This is a genomic window from Roseovarius tibetensis (assembly GCF_050896375.1).
Classification (GTDB): Bacteria; Pseudomonadota; Alphaproteobacteria; order Rhodobacterales; family Rhodobacteraceae; genus Roseovarius; species Roseovarius tibetensis.
In genome coordinates this window covers 1-20,996 of record NZ_JBPBBB010000016.1, presented here as the reverse complement: position 1 = coordinate 20,996, position 20,996 = coordinate 1, and the positions used below count along the sequence as shown (strand labels likewise).

The window sequence follows — 20,996 nt, the reverse complement described above, 5'->3', positions numbered from 1 at the left end:
TCTCGCTGCGCCCCCGGCGGCGTGTCAGTTGGCCGAAATGCCGGCCCCCTCGATGATCGTGGCGAACTGACCGCGCAGCGAATCGAGCATCGCAGCGAAATCCGCGCGCTCCATCGGTGACACGATGGCGCCGCGGGCGCTGAACGTGTCGGCGGCCGCGTCCGATTTCAGAAAGGTCGTCACATCGGCGTGGATCTTTTCGACCACGTCGTCCGGCGTGCCCGTCGGGGCGAACAGACCGGCCCACTGACCGGCAGCGACGTTTGGCACGCCGCTTTCGATCAGCGTCGGGACATCGGGATGGGACGGCGCGCGCTCGGTCCGGGCCACGGCGAGGATGCGGATATCGCCGCTATCGACGAACGGCCCGACCGAGGACAGCGCCAGCACGCCCACCTCGACCTCGCCAGAGGCCACGGCCGTCGCCGCGGGGGCGCCGCCACGATACGGGATATGCGCCGTGTCGATATCCATCTCGTAATTGATCCATTCCGGAACGATATGGTTGAGCGATCCGATGCCTGCCGACCCGAAGCTGAGCGTACCCGGCGCGGCGCGCGCCGCCTCGATATAATCGCCGACGGTCTGGAACGATGTGTCGGCGTTCGCGGCCAGCACCAGCGGCGTGTCGGAGATCATCGTGATCGGGATGAAATCCTCTGCCGGATCGTAGGGCACCTCGTCGAACAGCGACGGGTTGATGACATTGACCCCCATGTCAGCGACGAACAGGGTGTGCCCGTCCGGCTCGGACTGCACGACGGCGGTTGCCGCGATGAAGCCCGCCCCGCCGGTGCGATTGTCGACAATGACTTCCTGACCCCATTTTTCGGACATGGCCTCGGCCACCGTGCGCGCGGCGATGTCGGCGATACCACCCGGCGAGTAGGGCACGATGATGGAAACGGTCTGGCTGGGCCAGTCCTGTGCGACGACCGGCGTTGCCAGAAACGCGGCGCCGATGGCGCCGCTGATGAACTTGTTCATGTGATCCTCCCTTTGACGGTTTGCAGGCGTCAGATCCCTCGCCGCTCTCCACGACTCGAAACCGCCCACAGCTTATTGGTTTAACCAATCGGGTTTATTGGTCAAGAATAATCTTGTCGGGCCGGGCAAAGGGCGGTATGTCTCGGATGAAACAAAGCCGATGAATTACCATGACCCCGCATCACGCCGCGCTCGTCCAGCTTCGCGCATTTCTCGCGCAGCCAGACATGACCCCGAACACGCGCCTGCCGCCCGAACGAGACCTGGCCGAACAGCTTGGCGTGAGTCGTGGCGAGCTACGCAAGGCGCTGTCCATGCTGGAGGCCGAGGGGCTGCTGTGGCGCCATGTCGGGAAAGGCACCTTTGTCGGCAGCGCCCAACCGTTCGAGGTCGTCAGCCTGGGCGACATCGCCCGCGTGTCCAGCCCCGCAGAGGTCATGCGGGCACGGCTTGTCATTGAACCGGCGCTTTGCGCAGAGGCCGCGATCCAAGCAACATCAAGCGATATCATGGCCTTGCGCCACTGCGCGTCCGACAGTCGGGCGGCCCGGTCGTGGCGCGAATACGAGGCTTGCGACAACCGCCTGCACAAGATCGTTGCCGATGCCTCGAACAACCCGATCACGGCGGCGCTGTTCGACATGCTGGCCGGCATCCGGCGCACGGTGGTATGGGGCCGCCTGCGACGCGAGCGTGACTGCCCCGCGCCCGATCACCATTCCTTTCACGAGCACGACGCGATCATCGACGCGATCGAACAACGCGATCCGGTCTCCGCCAATGCGGCCATGCACCGGCACCTGACCTCTGTCGAGCGGTACCTGTTCGGCATCACATCTGCCGAAGACCGCAACCGACCCAACCAATCCAACCAATCAGCATGAATGGAGAAACAGTCATGGCCGACGCCGCGCGCCTCGCGCCCGAAATCCTCGACCGGTTCCGACGGATCGACACCTCGACCCTGTCCGACGCACTCGACAAGCTGGGGCTTTCGGGGGCGGTCGAGGGGCTGACGCCGATGCTGCCAGAGGCGGATATCGCCGGACAGGCCTTCACGGTGTCCTACCTGCCCGCAGGCCACAAGGGCGGCACCGTGGGGGATTTCCTCGACCAGCTCGGGCCGGGCAGCGTCGTGGTGATCGACAATCGCGGCCGCACCGACTGCACGGTCTGGGGCGACATCATGACCGAGGTCGCCAAGGCGCAGGGCGTCGAAGGCACGGTGATCGACGGCGTAAACCGCGACTTGCGCGAAAGCCGCGCGGTCGATTACCCGATCTGGTCGCGGCGCGGTCACATGCGCACCGGCAAGGACCGCGTCGTGCTCAACGCGGTGAACACGCCAGTCTGCCTTGACCGGGTGCGCGTCGATCCCGGTGACGTCATCCGCGCCGACGCGAACGGCGTGGTGGTGATCCCGCTGGACCGTGCAGAGGCGGTTCTAGGCGTCGCCGAGGATATCGACCTCACGGAAAAGGCCATTCTCGACGCCGTCCGCACCGGCACGCCGCTTGGCGAGGCACGGCGCCTGCACGGCTATCACGCGCTGCAGACCCGTGACACCTGAGCGTACACCCTGCCCGACCAGACAAAGGAGCCCCCGATGACCGAGACATCCTATGTGATCGCCCCGCCAGAGCGCGCCAGCCTGCCCGTCCGCGGCACCAATGCGCGGTTTCCGGTGCACCGTATCTACTGCGTCGGGCGCAACTACGCCGCCCACGCCGTCGAGATGGGGCACGATCCCGACAAGGAGCCGCCGTTCTTCTTTCAGAAAAGCGATACCTGTCTCGTCACCGACGGCAGCCCGATTCCCTATCCGACCGAGACAGCCGATTTTCATCACGAGATCGAACTGGTCGTGGCCCTGTCCGAAGGCGGCACCGACATCCCCGTAGAGCGCGCGCTGGAGCATGTGTTCGGTTACGCCGTCGGGCTGGACATGACGCGCCGCGATATCCAGGCCGGGCTGAAAAAGGCGGGTAGGCCGTGGTCCACGGCCAAATCCTTTGACGGGGCCGCCCCGTGCGGCGATCTCGTGCCCGTCACCGGGGGCGCCCATCCCGATCACGGTGCGATCTGGCTCGACGTGAATGGCAGCCGTCGGCAAGAGGGCGCGCTGGAGCAGATGATCTGGAAAGTGCCGGAAATCATAGCCTCGCTGTCGCGGCTGTTCGTGCTGCGGCCGGGGGATCTGATCATGACCGGCACGCCCGCAGGTGTCGGATCCCTCGTGCGCGGCGACACGGTACACGGCCATGTCGATGGTGTGGGTGATCTGAAACTGCAGGTGGCCTGATCACGCCGCGCCCGTACGGGAAACATCTCTGACGGCGTGGCCCGGATCAACCTGCCACCCGGCTTGAGGGTGCCGTGTGCCGCGTCGTCATAACTGCGAACGCTTTGGCGTCAGGGTGTGAATTCCGCACGGACCGCATCGGTGTGCTGGCCCAGGGCCGGCACCGCACCCGAGACGGGAACCCTGCCATCGGCCAGCGCCCCCGAGGCCAGCAGGCGCACCGGGCCCGAGGGACTGTCCACCTCGACATACCGGTTCTGCGGATGGCGCGCCAACTCTTCCATCGTGCTGACGCGGCCATAGGCGATGCGGGCGCCCTCCAGCCGGGCGATCATCTCGTCTCGGGGTACTGCGGCACAGATGGGGCGCAGCACCGCGTCCAGGGCCGCGCGATGCTCCACGCGGTGCGAATTGCTGTCGAAACGCGTATCATCCGCCAGATCCGGACGGCCCAGAATATTGGTGCAGAACACCCGCCATTCCCGCTCGTTCTGGATGGCGATCAGCACGTCCTTGCCGTCGGCGCAGGAATAGGCCCCGTACGGCGCGATCGTCGGATGGTTCAGGCCACTGCGCACCGGCTCCTTGCCGCCATAGGCGTATTGCAGGTAGGGGACGTTCATCCAGTCTGTCAGCGCATGGAACAACGAGACCGACAGGTGCCGCCCCTGCCCCGTCACGCCGCGCCCGATCAAGGCCTCTAGCACCGCCTGATAGGCCGTCATGCCGGCCGCGATATCGCAGACCGACACGCCGACGCGGGCGGGGCTGTCCGTCGTCCCGGTGATCTGGGACAGCCCGCTTTCGGCCTGGACCAGCAGATCATAGGCCTTGAGATCCTTCAGCGGCCCCTCTTCGCCATAGCCGGAGATCGCGACGGTGATCAGGCGCGGATAGCGCGTGCGAAGCTCGGCCTGATCGAACCCCAGCCGCGCGATGGCACCGGGCGCAAGGTTCTGGATGAAGACGTCCGCCTGTGCGAGCATCCGGCCCATCAGCGCGTGATCCCCGGCCTCGCGCAGATCGAGACAGATCGATTCCTTGCCCCGGTTCAGCCAGACGAAATACGCGCTTTCACCGTGCACCAGATGATCGTAACCCCGCGCGAAATCCCCCTCGGGGCGTTCGACCTTGATGACGCGCGCGCCCGCCTCGGCCAGTCGCCCCGAAAGATAGGGGGCCGCAACGGCCTGTTCCACCGAAACCACCGTCAACCCTGCAAGATCATCCGCCATGCCGTTCCCCGCCTGTTCCGTCTGCCGTGTTCGATGATGCCGGCCCGCGCGCCGATCAGATCGTGCGGCCGCCGTCCACCTCCAGCACCACGCCGGTGATGAAATCGGCATCCTCGCTGGCCAGGTAAAGCGTCGCGTTGGCGATATCGCGCGCCTCGCTCAGCCGGCCCATCGGCACCGTGGCGATGAATTTCTTTCGGTTCTCGGGCGTGTCGGGCATGCCCATGAACCGCTCCAGCAGGCCGGTCGCGCCCATCACCGGGGCGACGCAGTTGACGCGAATCCCGTCCGGCGCAAGCTCTACCGCCAGCGATTTGGTCATCACGTTCACAGCACCCTTGGACGAGTTGTACCATGTCAGGCCGGGGCGCGGCCGGATGCCCGCGACCGATCCGATGTTGATCATCACACCGCCGCCCTGATCGCGCCACATCGGCACGCAGGCCTTTGTCATGTGAAAGATCGACAGCACGTTGATGTCGTAGATCTTGCGGAATGTCGCCTCGTCGGTCTCCATCAGCGGGCTGTTTACGTTGGTCCAGCCGGCGTTGTTCACGGCGATGTCCAACTTGCCGAACGCCTCGGTCGTTCGCGCGACCGCATCGGCCACCTGCGCGCCATCCGACACGTCGCAGCCGATCGCGATGGCGGCCTCGCCAAGGCTGTCGGCCACGGCTTTCGCGCCTTCTTCGTTCAGGTCCACGATGGCCACCTTCGCGCCTTCGGCCACGAACCGCTCGGCGATCCCCTTGCCAAAGCCGGAGGCCGCCCCTGTCACCAGCGCCGTCTTGCCCGTCAGTCTCATACGCGTCTCCTCAGTCATGCTTGTTGATGATCGTCTTGATCTGCGAAAATTCGAGCAGCGCGGCAAAGCCCTTTTCGCGGCCATGGCCGGACTTGCGCACGCCGCCAAAGGGCAACTCGATTCCGCCGCCGGCACCGAACCCGTTGATATAGACCTGACCGCCGCGCAGCCGCTTGGCGACGCGCTGCTGGCGCGCACCGTCGCGCGTCCAGATCGCCGCCATGAGGCCGTACTCGGTCGCGTTGGCGATGCGGATCGCGTCGGCCTCGTCCTTGAAGGGCATCGTGCACAGGACGGGGCCGAAGACCTCTTCCTGCCCCAGCTGGGATTGCGGATCGACCGGGCCGAACAGCGCGGGGGCCACGTAATAGCCGCCCTCGGGCGCGTCCGCGGCGATCGTGCCACGGGCGATCAACGGCGCATCCGCGCCGTCGATATAGCTCTCGACTCGCTTTTTCTGCTTGGCCGAGATCAGCGGGCCCAGCACGGCATCCTCGGCCTTTCCCGACGCCTCGATCGCCTCGAACCTGTCCTTGAGGCCCGCGATCACCCTGTCATAGACGCCGTCCTGGATCAGGATGCGGCTGCCGGCCGAACATGTCTGGCCGCCATTGGTGATGATCCCGCCCACGAGGAACGGCAGCGCGGCCTCGATATCGGCATCCTCAAACACGATCTGGGGGGATTTTCCGCCCAGTTCCAGCGTGCAGGGGATATAGTTCTTTGCCGCCGCGATCTGGATCATCTGCCCCACTTCGGGCGATCCGGTAAAGGCGATGAAATCGACACCCGGATGCTCGCTGAGGGCCTTGCCGGTAACCTCGCCCGGCCCAGTGACCACGTTGATCGCGCCATCGGGAAATCCGACCTCGCCAGCCAGTTCGGCCAGGCGCAGGCATGTCAGGCATGCATCCTCGGCGGGTTTCAGCACCGTCGTGTTGCCCATCGCCAGCGCCGGGCCCAATGTCCGGCCGAACATCTGCGACGGGTAGTTCCACGGGATGATGCACGCGATGACGCCGTAAGGTTCGCGCGCGACCTGCACGTTGTAGCCGGCCATGAAGGGGATGATCTCGCCATGCACCTTGTCGGCGGCGCCGCCGTAATACTCGAAATAGCGCGCGCAGGCGATCATGTCGGCCCGCGCCTGTTTCAGCGGCTTGCCGTTGTCGCGACTTTCCAGTCGGGCCAGCGGCTCTGCTTCCTTGAGGATCGCGTCGCTCATCTTCTGCATCAGGCGCCCGCGCTCGGTGGCCGTCAGGGCCCCCCATGCGCCGGTCTCGAAGGCCGCGCGCGCGGCCTGCACCGCGGCATCCACATCGGCGGGCTGCGCGGCGGCGATGGTGGTAAAGACCGCACCGTCCTTGGGCGAGCGGACGTCCATCTCCTCGCCCGAGGCGGCAGGCATCCATGTGCCACCGATCAGGTTCAGCGGCTTTGGCAAGGTCATCGTCGTGTCGGGCATCATGCAGGCTCCTTGGTGTCGTCGAGCGATCCTTCCGCGACCGCGCCACGCTCGATCACGAAGGTCTTGCTGGCAAATCCACGCAACAACGCAGGGTTGGATTCCGTTATCACGAGGGTCACGTTCCGGTCTGTGTCGCGCAGGTCGCGCAGCGCGTCGGCATAGCGTTTGGCAAGCGCCGGGGCGAGACCCTGAAACGGCTCGTCCAGCATCAGAAGCTTGGTCCCCAGCATCAGCGCGCGCCCGAGGGCCACCATCTTGCCCTGCCCGCCCGAGACGTGGCCGGCGGGCCGGGCCGCCATCTCGCGCAGTTCGGGCAGGATGTGATAGACGCGGTCAAGCCGCGTCCGCGTCGTCGCGGCGTCCAGCCGGGCCACCTGGGCGGGCAGCAGGATGTTCTCCTCGACCGTGAAGGCCGCGAAAAGGCGGCGATCCTCGGGCGCATAGCCGATGCCAAGGCCGGGACGTTTGGCGGGCGTCATGTCGGTGATGTCCTGCCCGTCAAACCGGATCTCACCGGTGACATTCGTGAACCCCATGACAGAGCGCAGAAGCGTCGTCTTGCCCGCGCCGTTGCGGCCGATCAACGCGACCGTGCCGGACGCGGGAATAGTGAAATCCAGATCACGCAGAATCGGGATCGTGCCGATCGACGCGTTGGCAGTGTGAAAACTCAGCATCAGGCCACCTCGCCGATCACGTTGCGGATCACGTCGGGATGCTCCAGCACCTCCTGCGGGGTTCCGCGCATTTCGATCTTGCCCATGTTCCAGACTGCGACCTCGTCGGCATATCTCTCGACGATGCCCATGTCATGCTCGACGAAGACGGCCGTGACCTCGGCCTCGGCAAGGGCCTTGACGAGGATCTCCATCACGTTGAACTTTTCGGAACTTGCCACGCCCGACGTCGGCTCGTCCATCAGCAGCAGCTTGGGCCGCAGTGCAAGCGCGACGGCGATGTCGATCAGCTTGCGCTGCCCCTCGGACAGCTCGTCCACCTGCTGATGGGCGACGTCGGTGCAGTTGACCATGTCCAGAAGATGCATCATCTCGGCCCGCTGGCGGGTGTCCTTCAGCGCGCGGATCGGGTTGCGCAGCCGGTCGCGCGCAGCGGCCGCGATCAGCAGGTTTTCCAGCGCCGTATGCTCGGTGAAAAGCTGCGGGATCTGGAACGCGCGCGCCACCCCCCGCCGCGTGATCTGGCGCGGGGACAGGGGCGTGACATCCAGCCCCTCGAAAAGGACCGTGCCCTTGGCCGGTTTCAGCCAGCCGGTGCAGATATTGAGAAACGTCGTCTTGCCCGCGCCGTTCGGCCCGATGATGGCAAGGTTCTTGCCCGCATCGATCTGCAGCGTGACGTCGTCGGCGGCGACAACCCCGCCGAAGCGGATCTCGAGCCCGCGTGTTTCAAGCAGATGGGTCATTCGCCCTCCTCCTTCTTGCCGGCGATGCGGTCCATCACGTTGCTGTAGATACCGGCGATGCCACCGGGTGCGAACAGGATGATGATCAGCAGGAACGTGCCCAGCACCATCTGCCAGATATCCCCCGCGAAGGCCGAGGCATAGGTGCGCACGATCTCGTAGATCGCCGCCCCCACCAATGCGCCCGGCACCGAGCCCGCCCCGCCGAGAACGGCGATGAACACCATCTCGCCCGAGCGGATCCAGAACGCGTATTCCGGCGTCACGACGCCCTGAACCAGCCCCATGATGATCCCGCCGACCCCGCACAGAAGCGCCGACAGGACATAGCCGGTCAGCATCACGCGCTGCGGCGACATGCCAAGGTACTGAAGGCGCGTCTCGTTCGTCTTGATCGTGCGAAACAGCTGCCCCGTGGGCGAGTCCAGCCAGCGCATCGAGAACCAGCCAAGGCCGAGAGCCAGCGCAAACGCGAGATAGAACATGAAAATCTCGTAGGGGCCGCGCTCCAGCTCCATCCACATCACCGTGGGACGCGGCAGGCGCATGCCGTCGGCGCCCCCGGTGTAGTGGTAGAACTTTTCCAGAATCGACCAGAAGATCATCGAGAACGCCAGGTTGAGCATCGCGAAGAAGATGAAACGGTATCGCGCCACGAAGAGACCCACGATGATCCCCGACAGGACCGCGGCGATGACCCCGAGGCCGAAGACGACGATTACATCGGCCCCCGGCAGCAACATCAGGGTGAACGCGCCGCCATAGGCCGCGATCGCGAAGTACAGCGCGTGCCCGAACGACACCTGGCCGCTGCGCAGCAGTACGGTGATCCCCATGACGGCGATGCCCTTGGCCAGCGCCAGCGTCAGCAGCACCTGAAGCCCCGGTGCGGCAAACGGCACCAGCGCCAGAAGGATCAGCAGGATTGCGGGGATGATGACACGGATGGACATGGTCAATTCCCCTCAGATCTTGCGCGCGGCGGGGCTGCCGAACAGCCCCTCCGGGCGCACCAGCAACACCGCGACCATGATCAGGTACGGCACAAGGACCTGCGTTTCGGGCCAGACATAGACCGCAAAGGACCGCCCCAGCCCGATCAGCAGCGCGGTCAACGCCGCCCCCTCGATCTGTCCCAGACCGGCGGTTGCGACCACGGCGAAGGACAACACGATCATGTCCGCACCGATCCCCGGCAGGATCGAGGTGGTCGGCGAGGCCAGCGCCCCGCCAAGCCCCGCCAGACCCGCACCGACGATGAAGGTCAGAAGAAACACCTTGTCGGCGTCGATGCCGATGGCCTGCGCCGCCTCGCGATCCTCGGTCGTCGCCAGGATCAGCTTGCCCGCCAGTGTCCGGCGCAGGAAATAGCGCAATCCGATCAGCAGCCCGATCGCGACAAGGGGCAACAGGATCAACTGGTATACGGTATAATTGACCGAAAAGACCCGCACGTTCCCCAGCAATTGCAGCGCCGAGGACTGGAAGATCGGCTGCGTGCCCCAGATCAGCCGTTGAACGTCCTCGAGGATCATGAAGATCGCGAAGGTGACGAGAAGCTGCAGCACCTCGGGCTTGTGATAGATGCGCCGCAGCAACAGCCATTCCAGCGGGCCGCCCAGCACCACCCCGATCAGGACGGCCGAGACGAGAATGCAGGGAAAGGCGAAAATCGGCGGCAATCCTGCCGAGATGATGAAGGTGGTCAGCGAGGCCGTCAGGTAGGCCCCCATGGCATAAAGCGAGCCGTGCGCGACGTTCAGGATGCGCATCACCCCGAAGATCAGCGTCAGGCCGACGGCGACGATGAAGACGAGCGCCGCGTAGGCGATGCCGTCGAACAGGGCGAGCAGGAACAGGGTCAGGTTCATGTGGGTCCACGCGGTTTCATGGCGGCAGGGTCAGTATGGCGATGCCGCGGCGTCAGGGCCGATCCGGACGATCGCGGCGGCGTCGGATCATTTGGGCATTGATCGACCGGGATGCGAACGGGGCCTCCGGTTGGCGGAGGCCCCGATGCATGCGGTGTCGCCGATCAGTTCTCGTAGCTGTCCACGGTCAGGCTGTCGATCCAGCCCGGCTGCAGCGAGCCGACCCACTCGACCGAGTTTTCGCCGACCGGTGTGGTCAGTTCCGCACCGTCGAAGATCATGATGTTCTCGAGCGTGGCGAAGGGAAGTTCGCCCCCCTGAACGGACATGCCCAGAAGCTGTGCCTCGATGCCCTGATGATCCTCGCGCAGCCGCACGGGACGGCCCAGACCCTGGAATTCCAGCCCTTCGAACGCCGCGATCACCTGCTCTTCGCTGGGCCAGTCGCCGCCATTCGCCTCGGCCGCGGTGTCATACGCGGCCTGCAGCGCCGCCAGGCCCTGGCTCATGTGGAAGACCGGATAGATCGCCTTGGAGCCGGTCCGCTCCTCGAACTTTTCCATGAACGCCTTGAAGTCCTCGTCGTCGCGCCGTTCCGGGTGGTTCCAGTAGTGATCGCCGCGCGCGCCCACGATATGACCCGACGGCAGGCTGCTGCCCAGACGCTCGAGCGAGCTTTCGGCCAGCGGCAGAACGAAGGTCGAGGTATTGGTCAGGCCGCGCTGCGACGCCTGCTGCACGAAGGTGTCCAGATCGCCGCCCCACGAGGTCGACAGGATGATATCGGGCTGCATGGCCTGAAGGCGCGAAATCTCGGTCGAAAAGTCGGGCGAGCCGAATTTCGGGAAGAACTCGCCGACAACCTCGACATCCGGGCGCAGCGCCTTGAGCGCGGCGCTGAAGATGTCCCAGCTGTCCCGGCCCCAGGCGTAGTCCTGGTTGACGACGGCGATGGTCTGAAAGTCGGGCTTGGTCTTCAGAAGGTAGGCGACCGTCGCCAGCATTTCCGTCCCCGCATGGGCCTGGCTGCGGAAGACGTAGTCGTAATCACCTTCCTCGAAGATCGTCTGCGTGCCGCAATCCCACATGATGTTGATGACCTCGAGGTCTTCGGCCAGCGGTGCGATCGTCTTGCAGTTTCCCGACGAGATGGAGGCCAGCATCGCGTCGGCGCCGTTCTCGACGAGGCGGCGGTATTCGGTGGTCAGCGTTTCGGTGCCGGCCCCTTCGTCGATGAAGGTCAGTTCCAGCGGCACGCCCTGGATGCCGCCCGCCGCGTTGATGTCCTCGGCCAGGATCTCGGCCGCGTCCTTGGCTGGCACGCCAAAGACCGATGCCGGACCGGTGAGGAAGGCGGTGACGCCCACCTGCAGCGAGTCGGGCTTGTCCTGCGCGACCGCCGCGAACGGCATCGCCACGCAGGCCGCGGTGGCCATGAACAGTTTCTTCATTGGTCTCTCTCCCTTTTATGCCTTTTATACTGTGCCAGCCGCCGGGTAGCCCCGGCGGCACGATACGCGATCAGCGGATCGCGATCGGATTGATGATCATCTGCACCGCGCCCTTGATGCGCGCCTGTCCGAGGACGAACAGGAATTCGTGGACACCGTCCCGCGCCAGTTCGCGCGTGTCCATGTTCTCGAGAATGTAGATGCCATGCTCGGGCTGCAGGATCTGATGCGCACGGAACGCCTGCCCCTCCTGCTCGGCGGGCACGACCTCCATGCCCCATGTGTCCGCGCCCACGGCCATGACACCCAGCGAGGCCAGGTATTCCGCCCCGCTCACACCGACACCCGGCTCGCTCGCGCCAAAGCGCTCGGGGTCGGGGTTTTCACCGTCCAGAAGGTTCATCCAGTTGGAGTTGAAAAGCACCACGTCCCCCTCGCCCAGGGTCACCCCTTGCGCCTTGGCGGCGGCCTTGATGTCCTCTTCGGTATAGGGCGTGCCGGCCTCGACCATGTCGACGCCGAAATGCTTGGCCATGTCCAGCATGACGCCACGCCCGACAAGGCCCGGCAGCTTTTCGAGACCCAGCTTGGTCAGCCCGGCGGCATCGGCGAACTCGCTGTCGGTGTGACCGTTGTAATAGACGTGATCGATCCCGGCATGACCCAGACCGTCGATCTGCGGACCAATGCCCAGCCAGCCCATGAAGATGTCGTCGTTATAGGTAAAGGCGTTTTCCCCCAGACCGCTGGTCGACACCTGGTTGGGCTGAAGAACCGTGACCGAAAGGCTGCGCGGCGGGAAGGCGGGCGTGTCGCTGCCCACGATCATCCCGAGGCTGTAGACCTTGCCTGTGGTGACAAGCTCTGCCGCGGCCTTGATCCGCTCGGGCGTCATGGTGTTGGCCGCGCCCAGTTCGTCCTCTGCGCCCCAGGGCGACGTTGCCCAGTCGGGGGTCGTGGCGTCGTCGGCAGTCGCGGCGGTCGCAAGACAGGCCGCTATCGCCATCCCGGCCACATTTCGGACAAGTCGCATCATCATTCCTCCTCCCAAAGTCACGATATGCGAAAGTGTACACACGATCTGCGCGCAGCGCCTAATAGTTTCTGCCTTGCACTGCCATGTTTGCTGCCTATACCTCTGCACGCATCGCGCCCTTTCGCACTGCGCCGATACAGGGCACATTTCTTGCGGCCCGGTCCCGGATCATCCGACGGGCGCCACAAGGGAGAGAGCACATGAAGATCACCGCAGCCGTGCTGATGCGCGACGGAATAGTGTCGAACTTTGCCGAGGAGGCCCCGCTGGAAGTCCGCGAGGTGGACCTCGCCCCGCCGGGACGCGGCGAGGTGTTTATCCGCGTGGCGGCCGCCGGGGTCTGTCACTCGGACCTGTCGGTGATAAACGGCACCCGGCCCCGGCCCCTGCCTATGGTCCTGGGCCACGAGGCGTCGGGCCATGTCGAAGAGGTCGGCGCGGGCGTCGACGATCTGAAACCGGGCGATCATGTCGTATGCATCTTCGCCCCCGGATGCCGCAACTGCACGCCCTGCGCCGAGGGCCGTCCGGCCCTGTGCGAACGCGCAGCCAAGCATCACGGCGTGGGCGAGTTGATGACCGGGACGCGGCGCCTGTCGCTCGACGGTCAGCCGGTCAACCATCATGTCGGCGTGTCGGCCTTCGCCACCCGTTCCGTGATGGACCGGCGCTCGGTCGTGAAGGTCGAGCATGAGTTGCCGCCGCATGTGTCGGCGCTGTTTTCCTGTGCCATGCTGACCGGCGCGGGCGCGGTGTTCAATACCGCGCGCATCCAGCCCGGCCAGACCGTCGCGGTGATCGGACTGGGCGGTGTCGGGCTTTCGGCGGTGCTTGGTGCGGCGGCGGCGGGGGCGGGGCGCGTCATCGCCATCGACCCCTTCGAGTCCAAGATGGACGCCGCCCGCAGCATGGGCGCGACCGACTGCGTGACAGCGGACGCCGCCACCATCGAGACGGTACGCGATCTGACAGGCGGCGGCGTGGATTGCGCGATCGAACTTGCCGGCTCGGTCAAGGCGCTGGAGACCGCCTACGAGATCACCCGCCGCGGCGGCCTGACGGTGACGGCGGGCCTGCCCCACCCAGATCAGCGCATGGCGCTGCCGGCGCTGAAACTGGTGGCCGAGGAACGCACCCTGAAGGGCAGCTATATCGGCTCTTGCGTGCCTCAGCGCGATCTGCCGCGCATGTTCTCGCTCTACCAGCAGGGCAAGCTGCCGGTGGAACGGATGCTGAGCCACCGTGTGCGACTGGACGAGATCAACGTGGCGATGGATCGGCTGAACGACGGGACAGCGATCCGCCAGATCGTCGATCTCGACTGACCGCCGCGCGCCTTCACGCCGGACACACCCCGGACACCCAAGGGGCGGGCGGGTCGGCCGCCCCGCCCGCCCCGTGCAAAGGCCTTGCCATGGATATCCGCCAGATGCGCTACTTCATTGTGATCGCCGAGTCGCCGTCGCTGTCGGCGGCGGCAAGCCTGCTGGGGGTGGCACAACCTTCGCTGTCGCAGAATGTCGTGCGCATGGAAGAGGAACTCGGCCTGCGCCTGGTCGAACGCAGCGCGCGCGGCACCGTGCTGACCGATGATGGCACGCTTTTCCTGAAACATGCGCGCACGGTCTGCGCCGCGTTCGAGACGTGCCTTGCCGACATGCGCGAGGCCGGCGGCGCGCTGCGCGGCAAGGTGGGCTTCGGCATGCCGCCGTCGGTGTCGATGGTCATGTCCGTTCCGCTGGCCGAAACCGTGCGCATCGAATTCCCCGATCTGCGCCTGCGGGCGATCGAGGCGATGAGCGGTCACATCAAGGCGTGGATCGACGATGGCACGGTGGATATCGGGTTCATCTACGATCTGGCGGGGGCCGAGCATTTCCGCACGACCCATGTCCTGAACGAGCGTCTGTTCTTCTTTTCCGGTCCCGACGCATGGCCGCTGGACACCCCGCCCGGCACGCCCGTGCCGCTGCGCGCGCTGCAAGCGCTGGACCTGATCCTGCCCAGCCCGATGCACGGGCTGCGCAAGACCATCGAAGGATACGCCCGACCGCGCGGCATCGACCTGAACGTGACGGTCGAAATGGACGCGATGACCCAGATCAAGGAGCTGGTGACACGCGGTTCGGGCTATACCATCCTTGCGCCGGCCGCCGCGCATGATTTCGCGGCGCGCGGCGACCTTGTCAAATCCCCGATATGCGACCCGGACATGGTGCGCCCCGTCTACCTGGCCAGCAATCCCGCCCGTCAAAGCAGCCGCGCCTGCCGCGCCATTGCCCAGGTGACGCTGGACGTCGCCCGCGATCTGGTCCAGCGCGGAATCTGGGAGGGTGCGTTGGTGTCATGATTGCCGGTGGCCGCGCCATTACCCCCGCGGTGACGCAAGCGCCCAACATCCCCCACGCCCTCTGGCCAGCCACCGGCACAGACGTTACCGTTGCGGCATGGCGCAGCTTCTCATCGTTTACCATTCACGGACCGGCGGCAGCCAGCAAATGGCGCAGGCCGCCTGCGACGCCGCGCACAGCGAGACCGAGACATTGCTCAAGCCCGCCGATCAGGCCGGGCCGGACGATCTTCTGGCAGCTGACGGCTATCTCTTCTGCGCGCCGGAAAACCTCGCGGCGCTGTCGGGGGTCATGAAGGACTTCTTCGATCGCTGCTATTATCCCGTGCTTGGCCGGATCGAGGGACGCGCCTATGCGCAGATGATCTGCGCCGGATCAGATGGCGAGAATGCCGCGCGCCAGACCGCGCGCATCGCGCAGGGCTGGCGGCTGCGCGCCGCGCAGGACCCGCTGATCGTGTGCACCCATGCCCAGACATCCGAGGCGATCCTCGCCGCCAAGACCATCCCCGAGGACGAGCTTGCCCGGTGCCGCGAGATCGGCCAGGCGTTGGCTGCCGGGCTTGCCATGGGCATGTTCTGACCGCCGGTGCCCCTCGGGCCTGATCCGGGCGGACCGGCGCCGCTTGCCACGGACGGGATTGTGCCGGGCGCAGGGCACGTTACAGTTGCCCCGAACAGGCAATGGGGGCAAGACATGGCTGTCGACAGACGTTTCGTCATCGCGGGGTTCGCCGCGACATGGCTGGCCGGGTGCGGCGGCGCATCCGCGCCGCGCGGTGACGCGGCCCCCCTGCCCGCGGATCTCAGACCGCAGCCCAATCGCGACTATGACACATGGGTCGCGTCCTTTCGCGGGCGCGCCACCTCGCAGGGCATTTCGTCCGCCACCTTCGATGCCGCGTTCCGCAGGGCGGGGTACCTGCCCGGCGTTGTCACCCGCGACCGCAGCCAGACAGAGTTCACGCGCAGCCTGGAGGATTACCTGTCGATCGCCGCCTCGGACGCGCGCATCGCCAAGGGGCGCGCCGCCCTTGCGCGTCACCGCCCGATACTTGCCGCGATAGAGGCCCGCTTTGGCGTGGATCGCCACATACTCACCGCGATCTGGGGGCTTGAAAGCATGTATGGCGAGCGCCAGGGCAACATCCCGGTGATCTCGGCCACCTCGACGCTGGCCTTTGACGGGCGGCGCGGCGCGTTTTTCGAGGCGCAGACGCTCGACGCGCTGCGCATCCTGCAGGCGGGCGACATCACCCCCGAACGGATGACCGGTAGCTGGGCGGGCGCGATGGGACACACACAGTTCATTCCGACGACATTCACCGGCTTTGCCGTGGATTTCACCAGCGACGGGCGGCGCGATATCTGGTCATCCGATCCGTCGGATGCGCTGGCAAGTGCGGCCAATTACCTGGCCCGCAATGGCTGGCAGACCGGCGTGCGGTGGGGGCGTGAGGACCCGGCAGGCGCGTTACAGCCGCAGCCGGGTGGTCCGCGTTTCACGGTGACCGGCAATTTCCGGACCATCAAGCGCTATAACAACTCCGACGCCTACGCGATCGGTGTAGGGCATCTCGCCGACCGGATCGCGGGCGCCGGTCCGTTGCAGGCGCGGTTTCCGCCGGATCGGTATGGCCTGACAAAAGACGACCGGATCGCACTGCAGCGCGGCCTTATGCGCCGGGGCTTCGACACCGGGGGCGCGGACGGGGTGATCGGCAGCCGGACCACCGCCGCGATCGAAGCCTTCCAGAGCGACCGGGGTCTGGCCGTGACAGGCACCCCGTCGCCGGCCCTTTTGCAGGCGCTATAGAACCGGGCATCTTGTGTCAGGCACGTAAACCGCTATCGCCTACCAGTGCCGGGTGCCCGGCGCGCCCTTGATGCGACCATCCAGGTTGGGCGTCACCCAGCCACCGTAAAAATCACCGGGCTGCGGGACCACGCGGGTGTCACCCACCCAGGCCTCGTCCATGGCCCCGGCATAGAAGGCCAGATACCCCGCCAGCGCCGCGAAGCGACCCGTGGGGGCATCGTAACTCCACGCCGCGCGCGGTGCGGTGATCCCGCCCGCGGTCACGTCGTAATAGGTGGCCGCGCCCTTCCATTCGCAAAAGCTGCCACCGCGTACGCGGCGCAGGCTTGCCGCGACATCCTCGGGCGGCAGGTAGTAGGTCGGCGCGTGATGCGTCTCGAGCACCCTCAGCCCGCGCGCGGTTTGTGCGACCAGCACCCCGCCAAGGCGGACGGTCAGCGTCTGAGCGACGGGTTCCAGCGCCGGGGGGCGGGGATAGTCCTGCACGGTCTCGCGCGGCAGGTCCGTCATGGCGTGACCAGCAGGCGGTTGATCGGCATGGCAAAGCGGCCTTGCGCGCCCCCTGCTCCGGCCAGCAGCGCGGCCAGCTCTGCCAGCATCCGTACGCGACGTGCGGGCGACAGGATGAACGCCGCGTAGAAGAACCCGGCGGCGGCCTCGGCAACCTCCATCGCGGGGCCCTCCATCGTGACGACGCCGGTCTCGACCGTCACGGTCGCATCCGGGAATGCGCTGCGAACCAGATCGCTCAGGCTATCGGCACCGCGCACGCGCGGATCGCCCAGATCAACCTCGCCGTACCCGGGCAGTTCCGCCTGTACATGACCGTAGATCAGGTCATGCACGTCCTCGTAGCCCGGAGCGGCCTCCATCGGTCCGTCGACAAGGGCGGCGAAACGTCCCTCTGGCGCCAGCACGCGGCGCACCTCGTCCAGAACCGGCGTCACCGGGTCCATCAGTGTCAGCGCCCAGTGGCAAAGCACCACATCGACCGATCCGTCAGGGAGGGCCGCCATGTCCTGCGCCTCGGCAAGCATGAGGGTCGCGGCGTCTTGCGGCAGGCGCATGCGGGCCAGGTCAAGCTCCTCGGGGCACATGTCGACGCCGGTCAGCCGCAGCCCGGAGCCATGCGCCCGCAGGATATCGAGCAGCGGACCCGATCCGCACGCCAGATCCAGCACATGCGCGCCAGCCCCCGCGGGAACGACCTCGGCCAGCCACTCGTAGCTGGTGCGACCCGCCGCATCACGACAGGCCCGCGCGCAGGTCTCGGTAAAACCTGCATGATCGCGGTGCACCGCCCTCAAATGATCGCGCAGCGCGGCGGCATCGGGGTTTTCTCCGCGTTCTAGACTGTCGATCCATGCAGATCGCAGGGGGCTGTGATCATTCACGCCAAAACTCCTTTTTTTGGGAAAGAACCGGACCGCTCAGACGGTGATATCCATCAGGTGCACGATTTGCGGAAAGCGCCAGCCCGAGTCACCGTGGCAGCCTGCTAGCCATTCTGCAACGGGGGCCGTAGCCTGCATCTTGGCAAGGGGTACGCTTTCGTCAAAGACGCAGCGTTGCAGATATCCCTCTACCGCGTCTGTGGCGTCCGGCCCGGCGACGCTGTCATAGCGCACCTCGGTACTCGCCACCGTCGCACCGGCTGCGCGCAGCGCCGCTGCAAGATCCTCGGCCGAGATATAGGGCGCCGCGTCCGCCTCTCCGAACGCTTCGAGATAGCGGCGGTGAAACTCGACGTAATGACCGGCGGCAGCGCTGTGCGCGATGACACCGCGCCCACCGGGGCCGATGGCGGCGCAGAATTGTGCCGCGGCTTTCGGCAGATCTTTTGCGGGTACGGCGTAGAGCGCGTGCGTCGCCCAGACGATGTCATAGCCGTCGGGGGGCGGCGCGAAATCCTGCAAGGTGGTCTCATGCTCGGCGGCGGGCATGAAGGGCGCGGGCAGCGCCGCGCGCGCCTCGGCGATGGAAAACGCGGACGGATCCAGAAGATCAGTGGCCACGGGGCGCAGCCTGGCCTCGGCCACGCCCGCGTGACGCACCAGCGCATTGGGAAACTTGCCCGAGCCGCACGCCACGTCGAGCAGGCGCGAGGACCGGTCTCCGGCCCTGCCTTGGATGCCGGCCAGCCAGCCGGCCCAATCCCGCGCCTCGGCCAGATGCCGGTAATCGTCGGTCGCCAGCGTATAGAACGCATCCATGCCGGCGCGCCCGGCCTCGGACCAGTGGGCGGTGCTGCGTGTCAGGATATCGCCGCTCATGTGTCGTTCTCCACCGGCCAGCACACCGGGTTGAGCGCGCTGGCCGCCACATCGCCCGGCCCGACGCCCGGCATGAATTTCTGCCAGTCGCCCGATACCATCGTCGGCGCGTCCACGATCCGCGCGCCATCGGCGTAATAGGTGTTGGCCAGCACGATCCGGCTGCGATCGGTGCGGTTGCGCGCGGCGGTGTGGAAGCTCAGGTTGTGATGAAAGCTGACCTCGCCGATTTCGAACTCGGTCTCGTCCACGGCCACCCCACCCCGCGCAAACACCTCGGCCACGCCGCGATCGTACCCGGTGCCGGTCTTCTCAAATGTCACGGCATCGACCAGCTTGTGCACATCCAGCGGATAGGCAAAGGCCAGCGGCCCCATCTCCATCGGGATCGGCTGCGCCGGGGCCCAGGCGGTCACAACGTCATGCGTGTCCAGCGGGAAATGATGATCGTCGAAATGCCACGGCGTGCGCCCGCACCCGGCCTGCTTGGCCAGCACGTTGTCATGGTACAGCCGAACAGAGGCCACCTCGAGAAGATCGGCCGAGATCTGTCCCAGCCGGGGCGACAGCACATAGGCCCGCAACAGCGGGTTGTCAGGCCAGATCATCTCGAGGCTGAGGAACCGGTCACGCGCGCCAGTGTCGGGATCGACCTCGAACTCTGCCTTCAGCAGGCGGACCAACTCGGCGCGCAATTTCAGAACCGCGCCGGGCGAGAACACCTCTTTCAGCTTGATGAAGCCGTTCTCGCGGAAAAACGCGATCTGATCCGCGCTCAGCACATAGGGCGCGGCAAGTTCCGCGATCACCTCGTCATCGGTCGGGATCGCGACATCCGGCAGCGGCGGCGCCGCGATGACGGGCGCGTCCGCCTCCTCGTTCTCGGCGAGGCTGACATACCAGTCCCACCACGCCTGATTATCCTGATCCCAAGGTTGGCTGACATCGGTGGCATCGGTCGTCGCGGTCTCTGACATGGCGGGTCCTTTCATTGGGTGACGAGGTACGTAAGGCTTATGCGCACTGCGGCAACCGCAATACCGGCCACCGGCTGGATGTTCTGGGCTGGCGGATTACCTCTTTCAGAACTTTGGCAACGTTACAGGGACATCATGGACGCAAACACCTCGGCGATCACCAATCGAGCACTTTATGCTGACGCCATCGACGGGTTGTCGCAAACGCCCAAGGGCCTGTCACCCAAATGGTTCTACGACGCCGTCGGCAGCGAAATTTTTGAAGAGATTACGCAGCTTGCCGAATACTATCCCGGCCGTACCGAGCGTGCGATTCTCGAGTCACAGTTACCCCGGATTGCGGCGCATGTGCCTGACGGCGCGGCGCTGGTCGAACTGGGCAGCGGGGCCAGCGTCAAGACGCGGCTGCTGCTTGACGGGTTGCCGCAGCTATCGGGCTATGTCCCTGTCGATATTTCGGAAGACTTCCTGCACGCGACGGCCGCGGAGTTGGCGGAAGATTACCCGTCGCTCGGGATCACGCCGGTGGTGGCGGATTTCATGACGCCCGTGCGCTTGCCGGACCTCGGGGGTGCTCCGGTTGCGGGGTTCTTTCCCGGCTCGACGATCGGCAACCTCGATCCGGGTGCGGCCCGGGCTCTGCTGGCACGGCTGGCAGACTGGCGCGATCACGAGGTTCTGATTCTGGGAGTAGATCTTGTGAAGGCGGCTGGTACGTTGGTGGCGGCTTATGACGATTCGGACGGTGTGACGGCGCGTTTCAACCTAAACCTTTTGACGCGGCTGAACCGCGAGGCTGGTGCGTCGTTTGACCTCGACACATTCCGTCATCTTGCAGTCTGGAACGCGGTGGAGTCCCGCGTGGAGATGCACCTTGAAAGCCTGCAGGATCAGGTGGTGCGCCTTGGCGAGCGGGAGGTTGCGTTTTCGGTTGGCGAGACGATTCACACCGAGAACAGCCACAAGTACACGGTCGATGGGCTGTCGGCGCTTGCCGCG

Annotated in this window: 22 protein-coding genes; 8 read left to right on the top strand and 14 right to left on the bottom strand. The window is 65.9% G+C overall.

Annotation, left to right across the window (positions count from 1 at the left end; all coding sequences use genetic code 11):
• Window positions 1–24 precede the first annotated feature (24 nt).
• Entirely contained in the window at window positions 25–987 is a 963-nt protein-coding gene (locus tag ACROSR_RS11740) for a Bug family tripartite tricarboxylate transporter substrate binding protein (RefSeq protein ID WP_432685245.1), read from the bottom strand.
• 170 nt (window positions 988–1,157) lie between these two features.
• Here ACROSR_RS11740 and ACROSR_RS11735 point away from each other — a divergent pair, with 170 nt between their 5' ends.
• Genes ACROSR_RS11735 through ACROSR_RS11725 form a run of 3 tightly spaced genes read left to right on the top strand, consistent with a single transcriptional unit; the run spans window position 1,158 to window position 3,289 of the window.
• Complete coding sequence (locus tag ACROSR_RS11735) at window positions 1,158–1,871, top strand: FadR/GntR family transcriptional regulator (RefSeq protein WP_432685243.1); 714 nt, start codon at window positions 1,158–1,160, stop codon at window positions 1,869–1,871.
• A gap of 14 nt (window positions 1,872–1,885) precedes the next feature.
• A complete protein-coding gene (locus ACROSR_RS11730) occupies window positions 1,886–2,557 on the top strand; it encodes an RraA family protein (RefSeq protein WP_432685241.1) in 672 nt (223 codons plus the stop codon).
• 36 nt (window positions 2,558–2,593) lie between these two features.
• The gene (locus tag ACROSR_RS11725) at window positions 2,594–3,289 is read left to right on the top strand and encodes a fumarylacetoacetate hydrolase family protein (protein ID WP_432685239.1); all 696 of its coding nucleotides are present in this window, start codon (window positions 2,594–2,596) and stop codon (window positions 3,287–3,289) included.
• Window positions 3,290–3,399: 110 nt separating this feature from the next.
• On the opposite strand, the gene ACROSR_RS11720 is transcribed toward ACROSR_RS11725, so the two are convergent.
• The 9 genes from ACROSR_RS11720 to ACROSR_RS11680 form a co-directional block, all read right to left on the bottom strand.
• A complete protein-coding gene (locus ACROSR_RS11720) occupies window positions 3,400–4,524 on the bottom strand; it encodes a CaiB/BaiF CoA transferase family protein (RefSeq protein WP_432685237.1) in 1,125 nt (374 codons plus the stop codon).
• A 55-nt stretch (window positions 4,525–4,579) separates the two neighbouring features.
• Window positions 4,580–5,329 (bottom strand): SDR family oxidoreductase, encoded by a 750-nt coding sequence (locus tag ACROSR_RS11715; RefSeq protein ID WP_432685235.1) that lies wholly within the window; start codon window positions 5,327–5,329, stop codon window positions 4,580–4,582.
• Between the two features lie 10 nt (window positions 5,330–5,339).
• Entirely contained in the window at window positions 5,340–6,794 is a 1,455-nt protein-coding gene (locus tag ACROSR_RS11710) for an aldehyde dehydrogenase family protein (protein ID WP_432685233.1), read from the bottom strand.
• Window positions 6,794–7,474, bottom strand: a complete 681-nt coding sequence (locus ACROSR_RS11705) for an ABC transporter ATP-binding protein (RefSeq protein WP_432685231.1) — start codon at window positions 7,472–7,474, stop codon at window positions 6,794–6,796. The genes ACROSR_RS11710 and ACROSR_RS11705 overlap by 1 nt, the downstream gene beginning before the upstream one ends.
• Window positions 7,474–8,220, bottom strand: coding sequence for an ABC transporter ATP-binding protein (locus tag ACROSR_RS11700; RefSeq protein ID WP_432685229.1), 747 nt, complete (start codon window positions 8,218–8,220; stop codon window positions 7,474–7,476). Before ACROSR_RS11700 ends, ACROSR_RS11705 begins: the two co-directional genes overlap by 1 nt.
• Window positions 8,217–9,173: a branched-chain amino acid ABC transporter permease gene (locus ACROSR_RS11695; protein WP_432685227.1), complete on the bottom strand. Its 957-nt coding sequence runs from the start codon at window positions 9,171–9,173 to the stop codon at window positions 8,217–8,219. The genes ACROSR_RS11700 and ACROSR_RS11695 overlap by 4 nt, the downstream gene beginning before the upstream one ends.
• Window positions 9,174–9,185: 12 nt before the next feature.
• Window positions 9,186–10,091, bottom strand: a complete 906-nt coding sequence (locus tag ACROSR_RS11690) for a branched-chain amino acid ABC transporter permease (RefSeq protein WP_432685225.1) — start codon at window positions 10,089–10,091, stop codon at window positions 9,186–9,188.
• Window positions 10,092–10,255: 164 nt separating this feature from the next.
• Window positions 10,256–11,542 carry an ABC transporter substrate-binding protein gene (locus ACROSR_RS11685; protein ID WP_432685223.1) on the bottom strand — a complete coding sequence of 429 codons (1,287 nt, stop codon included), beginning with the start codon at window positions 11,540–11,542 and terminating at the stop codon, window positions 10,256–10,258.
• Between the two features lie 70 nt (window positions 11,543–11,612).
• Window positions 11,613–12,575 carry a cyclase family protein gene (locus tag ACROSR_RS11680; RefSeq protein WP_432685221.1) on the bottom strand — a complete coding sequence of 321 codons (963 nt, stop codon included), beginning with the start codon at window positions 12,573–12,575 and terminating at the stop codon, window positions 11,613–11,615.
• 203 nt (window positions 12,576–12,778) lie between these two features.
• Here ACROSR_RS11680 and ACROSR_RS11675 point away from each other — a divergent pair, with 203 nt between their 5' ends.
• From ACROSR_RS11675 to ACROSR_RS11660, 4 genes are all read left to right on the top strand, one after another.
• Window positions 12,779–13,903, top strand: coding sequence for a zinc-dependent alcohol dehydrogenase family protein (locus tag ACROSR_RS11675; protein WP_432685219.1), 1,125 nt, complete (start codon window positions 12,779–12,781; stop codon window positions 13,901–13,903).
• 104 nt (window positions 13,904–14,007) lie between these two features.
• Window positions 14,008–14,928 (top strand): LysR family transcriptional regulator, encoded by a 921-nt coding sequence (locus tag ACROSR_RS11670; protein WP_432685217.1) that lies wholly within the window; start codon window positions 14,008–14,010, stop codon window positions 14,926–14,928.
• 97 nt (window positions 14,929–15,025) lie between these two features.
• Window positions 15,026–15,511, top strand: a complete 486-nt coding sequence (locus ACROSR_RS11665) for a flavodoxin family protein (RefSeq protein WP_432685215.1) — start codon at window positions 15,026–15,028, stop codon at window positions 15,509–15,511.
• A 114-nt stretch (window positions 15,512–15,625) separates the two neighbouring features.
• The gene (locus ACROSR_RS11660; RefSeq protein WP_432685213.1) at window positions 15,626–16,744 is read left to right on the top strand and encodes a lytic murein transglycosylase; all 1,119 of its coding nucleotides are present in this window, start codon (window positions 15,626–15,628) and stop codon (window positions 16,742–16,744) included.
• A gap of 39 nt (window positions 16,745–16,783) precedes the next feature.
• Here the strand turns inward: ACROSR_RS11660 and ACROSR_RS11655 are convergent, their stop codons facing one another.
• Genes ACROSR_RS11655 through ACROSR_RS11640 form a run of 4 tightly spaced genes read right to left on the bottom strand, consistent with a single transcriptional unit; the run spans window position 16,784 to window position 19,997 of the window.
• Complete coding sequence (locus tag ACROSR_RS11655; RefSeq protein ID WP_432685211.1) at window positions 16,784–17,257, bottom strand: DUF427 domain-containing protein; 474 nt, start codon at window positions 17,255–17,257, stop codon at window positions 16,784–16,786.
• The gene (locus ACROSR_RS11650; RefSeq protein ID WP_432685209.1) at window positions 17,254–18,141 is read right to left on the bottom strand and encodes a class I SAM-dependent methyltransferase; all 888 of its coding nucleotides are present in this window, start codon (window positions 18,139–18,141) and stop codon (window positions 17,254–17,256) included. The genes ACROSR_RS11655 and ACROSR_RS11650 overlap by 4 nt, the downstream gene beginning before the upstream one ends.
• A 36-nt stretch (window positions 18,142–18,177) precedes the next feature.
• Window positions 18,178–19,020: a class I SAM-dependent methyltransferase gene (locus ACROSR_RS11645; protein WP_432685207.1), complete on the bottom strand. Its 843-nt coding sequence runs from the start codon at window positions 19,018–19,020 to the stop codon at window positions 18,178–18,180.
• On the bottom strand, window positions 19,017–19,997 hold the full coding sequence (locus tag ACROSR_RS11640) for a phytanoyl-CoA dioxygenase family protein (protein WP_432685205.1): 981 nt from the start codon (window positions 19,995–19,997) through the stop codon (window positions 19,017–19,019). The genes ACROSR_RS11645 and ACROSR_RS11640 overlap by 4 nt, the downstream gene beginning before the upstream one ends.
• Before the next feature lie 135 nt (window positions 19,998–20,132).
• Between ACROSR_RS11640 and egtD the strand changes: the two genes are divergently transcribed.
• On the top strand, window positions 20,133–20,996 hold an 864-nt coding region (gene egtD, locus ACROSR_RS11635; protein ID WP_432685203.1), incomplete at its 3' end, for an L-histidine N(alpha)-methyltransferase.

Coding starts and splice junctions, on each gene's coding strand:
- ACROSR_RS11720 (WP_432685237.1), bottom strand. CDS start 4,524: ATGGCGGATGATCTTGCAGGGTTGACGGTGGTTTCGGTGGAACAGGCC.
- ACROSR_RS11665 (WP_432685215.1), top strand. CDS start 15,026: ATGGCGCAGCTTCTCATCGTTTACCATTCACGGACCGGCGGCAGCCAG.
- ACROSR_RS11740 (WP_432685245.1), bottom strand. CDS start 987: ATGAACAAGTTCATCAGCGGCGCCATCGGCGCCGCGTTTCTGGCAACG.
- ACROSR_RS11730 (WP_432685241.1), top strand. CDS start 1,886: ATGGCCGACGCCGCGCGCCTCGCGCCCGAAATCCTCGACCGGTTCCGA.
- ACROSR_RS11705 (WP_432685231.1), bottom strand. CDS start 7,474: ATGCTGAGTTTTCACACTGCCAACGCGTCGATCGGCACGATCCCGATT.
- ACROSR_RS11695 (WP_432685227.1), bottom strand. CDS start 9,173: ATGTCCATCCGTGTCATCATCCCCGCAATCCTGCTGATCCTTCTGGCG.
- ACROSR_RS11735 (WP_432685243.1), top strand. CDS start 1,158: ATGACCCCGCATCACGCCGCGCTCGTCCAGCTTCGCGCATTTCTCGCG.
- ACROSR_RS11660 (WP_432685213.1), top strand. CDS start 15,626: ATGGCTGTCGACAGACGTTTCGTCATCGCGGGGTTCGCCGCGACATGG.
- ACROSR_RS11690 (WP_432685225.1), bottom strand. CDS start 10,091: ATGAACCTGACCCTGTTCCTGCTCGCCCTGTTCGACGGCATCGCCTAC.
- ACROSR_RS11670 (WP_432685217.1), top strand. CDS start 14,008: ATGCGCTACTTCATTGTGATCGCCGAGTCGCCGTCGCTGTCGGCGGCG.
- ACROSR_RS11725 (WP_432685239.1), top strand. CDS start 2,594: ATGACCGAGACATCCTATGTGATCGCCCCGCCAGAGCGCGCCAGCCTG.
- ACROSR_RS11710 (WP_432685233.1), bottom strand. CDS start 6,794: ATGCCCGACACGACGATGACCTTGCCAAAGCCGCTGAACCTGATCGGT.
- ACROSR_RS11675 (WP_432685219.1), top strand. CDS start 12,779: ATGAAGATCACCGCAGCCGTGCTGATGCGCGACGGAATAGTGTCGAAC.
- ACROSR_RS11685 (WP_432685223.1), bottom strand. CDS start 11,542: ATGAAGAAACTGTTCATGGCCACCGCGGCCTGCGTGGCGATGCCGTTC.
- ACROSR_RS11700 (WP_432685229.1), bottom strand. CDS start 8,220: ATGACCCATCTGCTTGAAACACGCGGGCTCGAGATCCGCTTCGGCGGG.
- ACROSR_RS11715 (WP_432685235.1), bottom strand. CDS start 5,329: ATGAGACTGACGGGCAAGACGGCGCTGGTGACAGGGGCGGCCTCCGGC.
- ACROSR_RS11640 (WP_432685205.1), bottom strand. CDS start 19,997: ATGTCAGAGACCGCGACGACCGATGCCACCGATGTCAGCCAACCTTGG.
- ACROSR_RS11655 (WP_432685211.1), bottom strand. CDS start 17,257: ATGACGGACCTGCCGCGCGAGACCGTGCAGGACTATCCCCGCCCCCCG.
- ACROSR_RS11645 (WP_432685207.1), bottom strand. CDS start 19,020: ATGAGCGGCGATATCCTGACACGCAGCACCGCCCACTGGTCCGAGGCC.
- ACROSR_RS11680 (WP_432685221.1), bottom strand. CDS start 12,575: ATGCGACTTGTCCGAAATGTGGCCGGGATGGCGATAGCGGCCTGTCTT.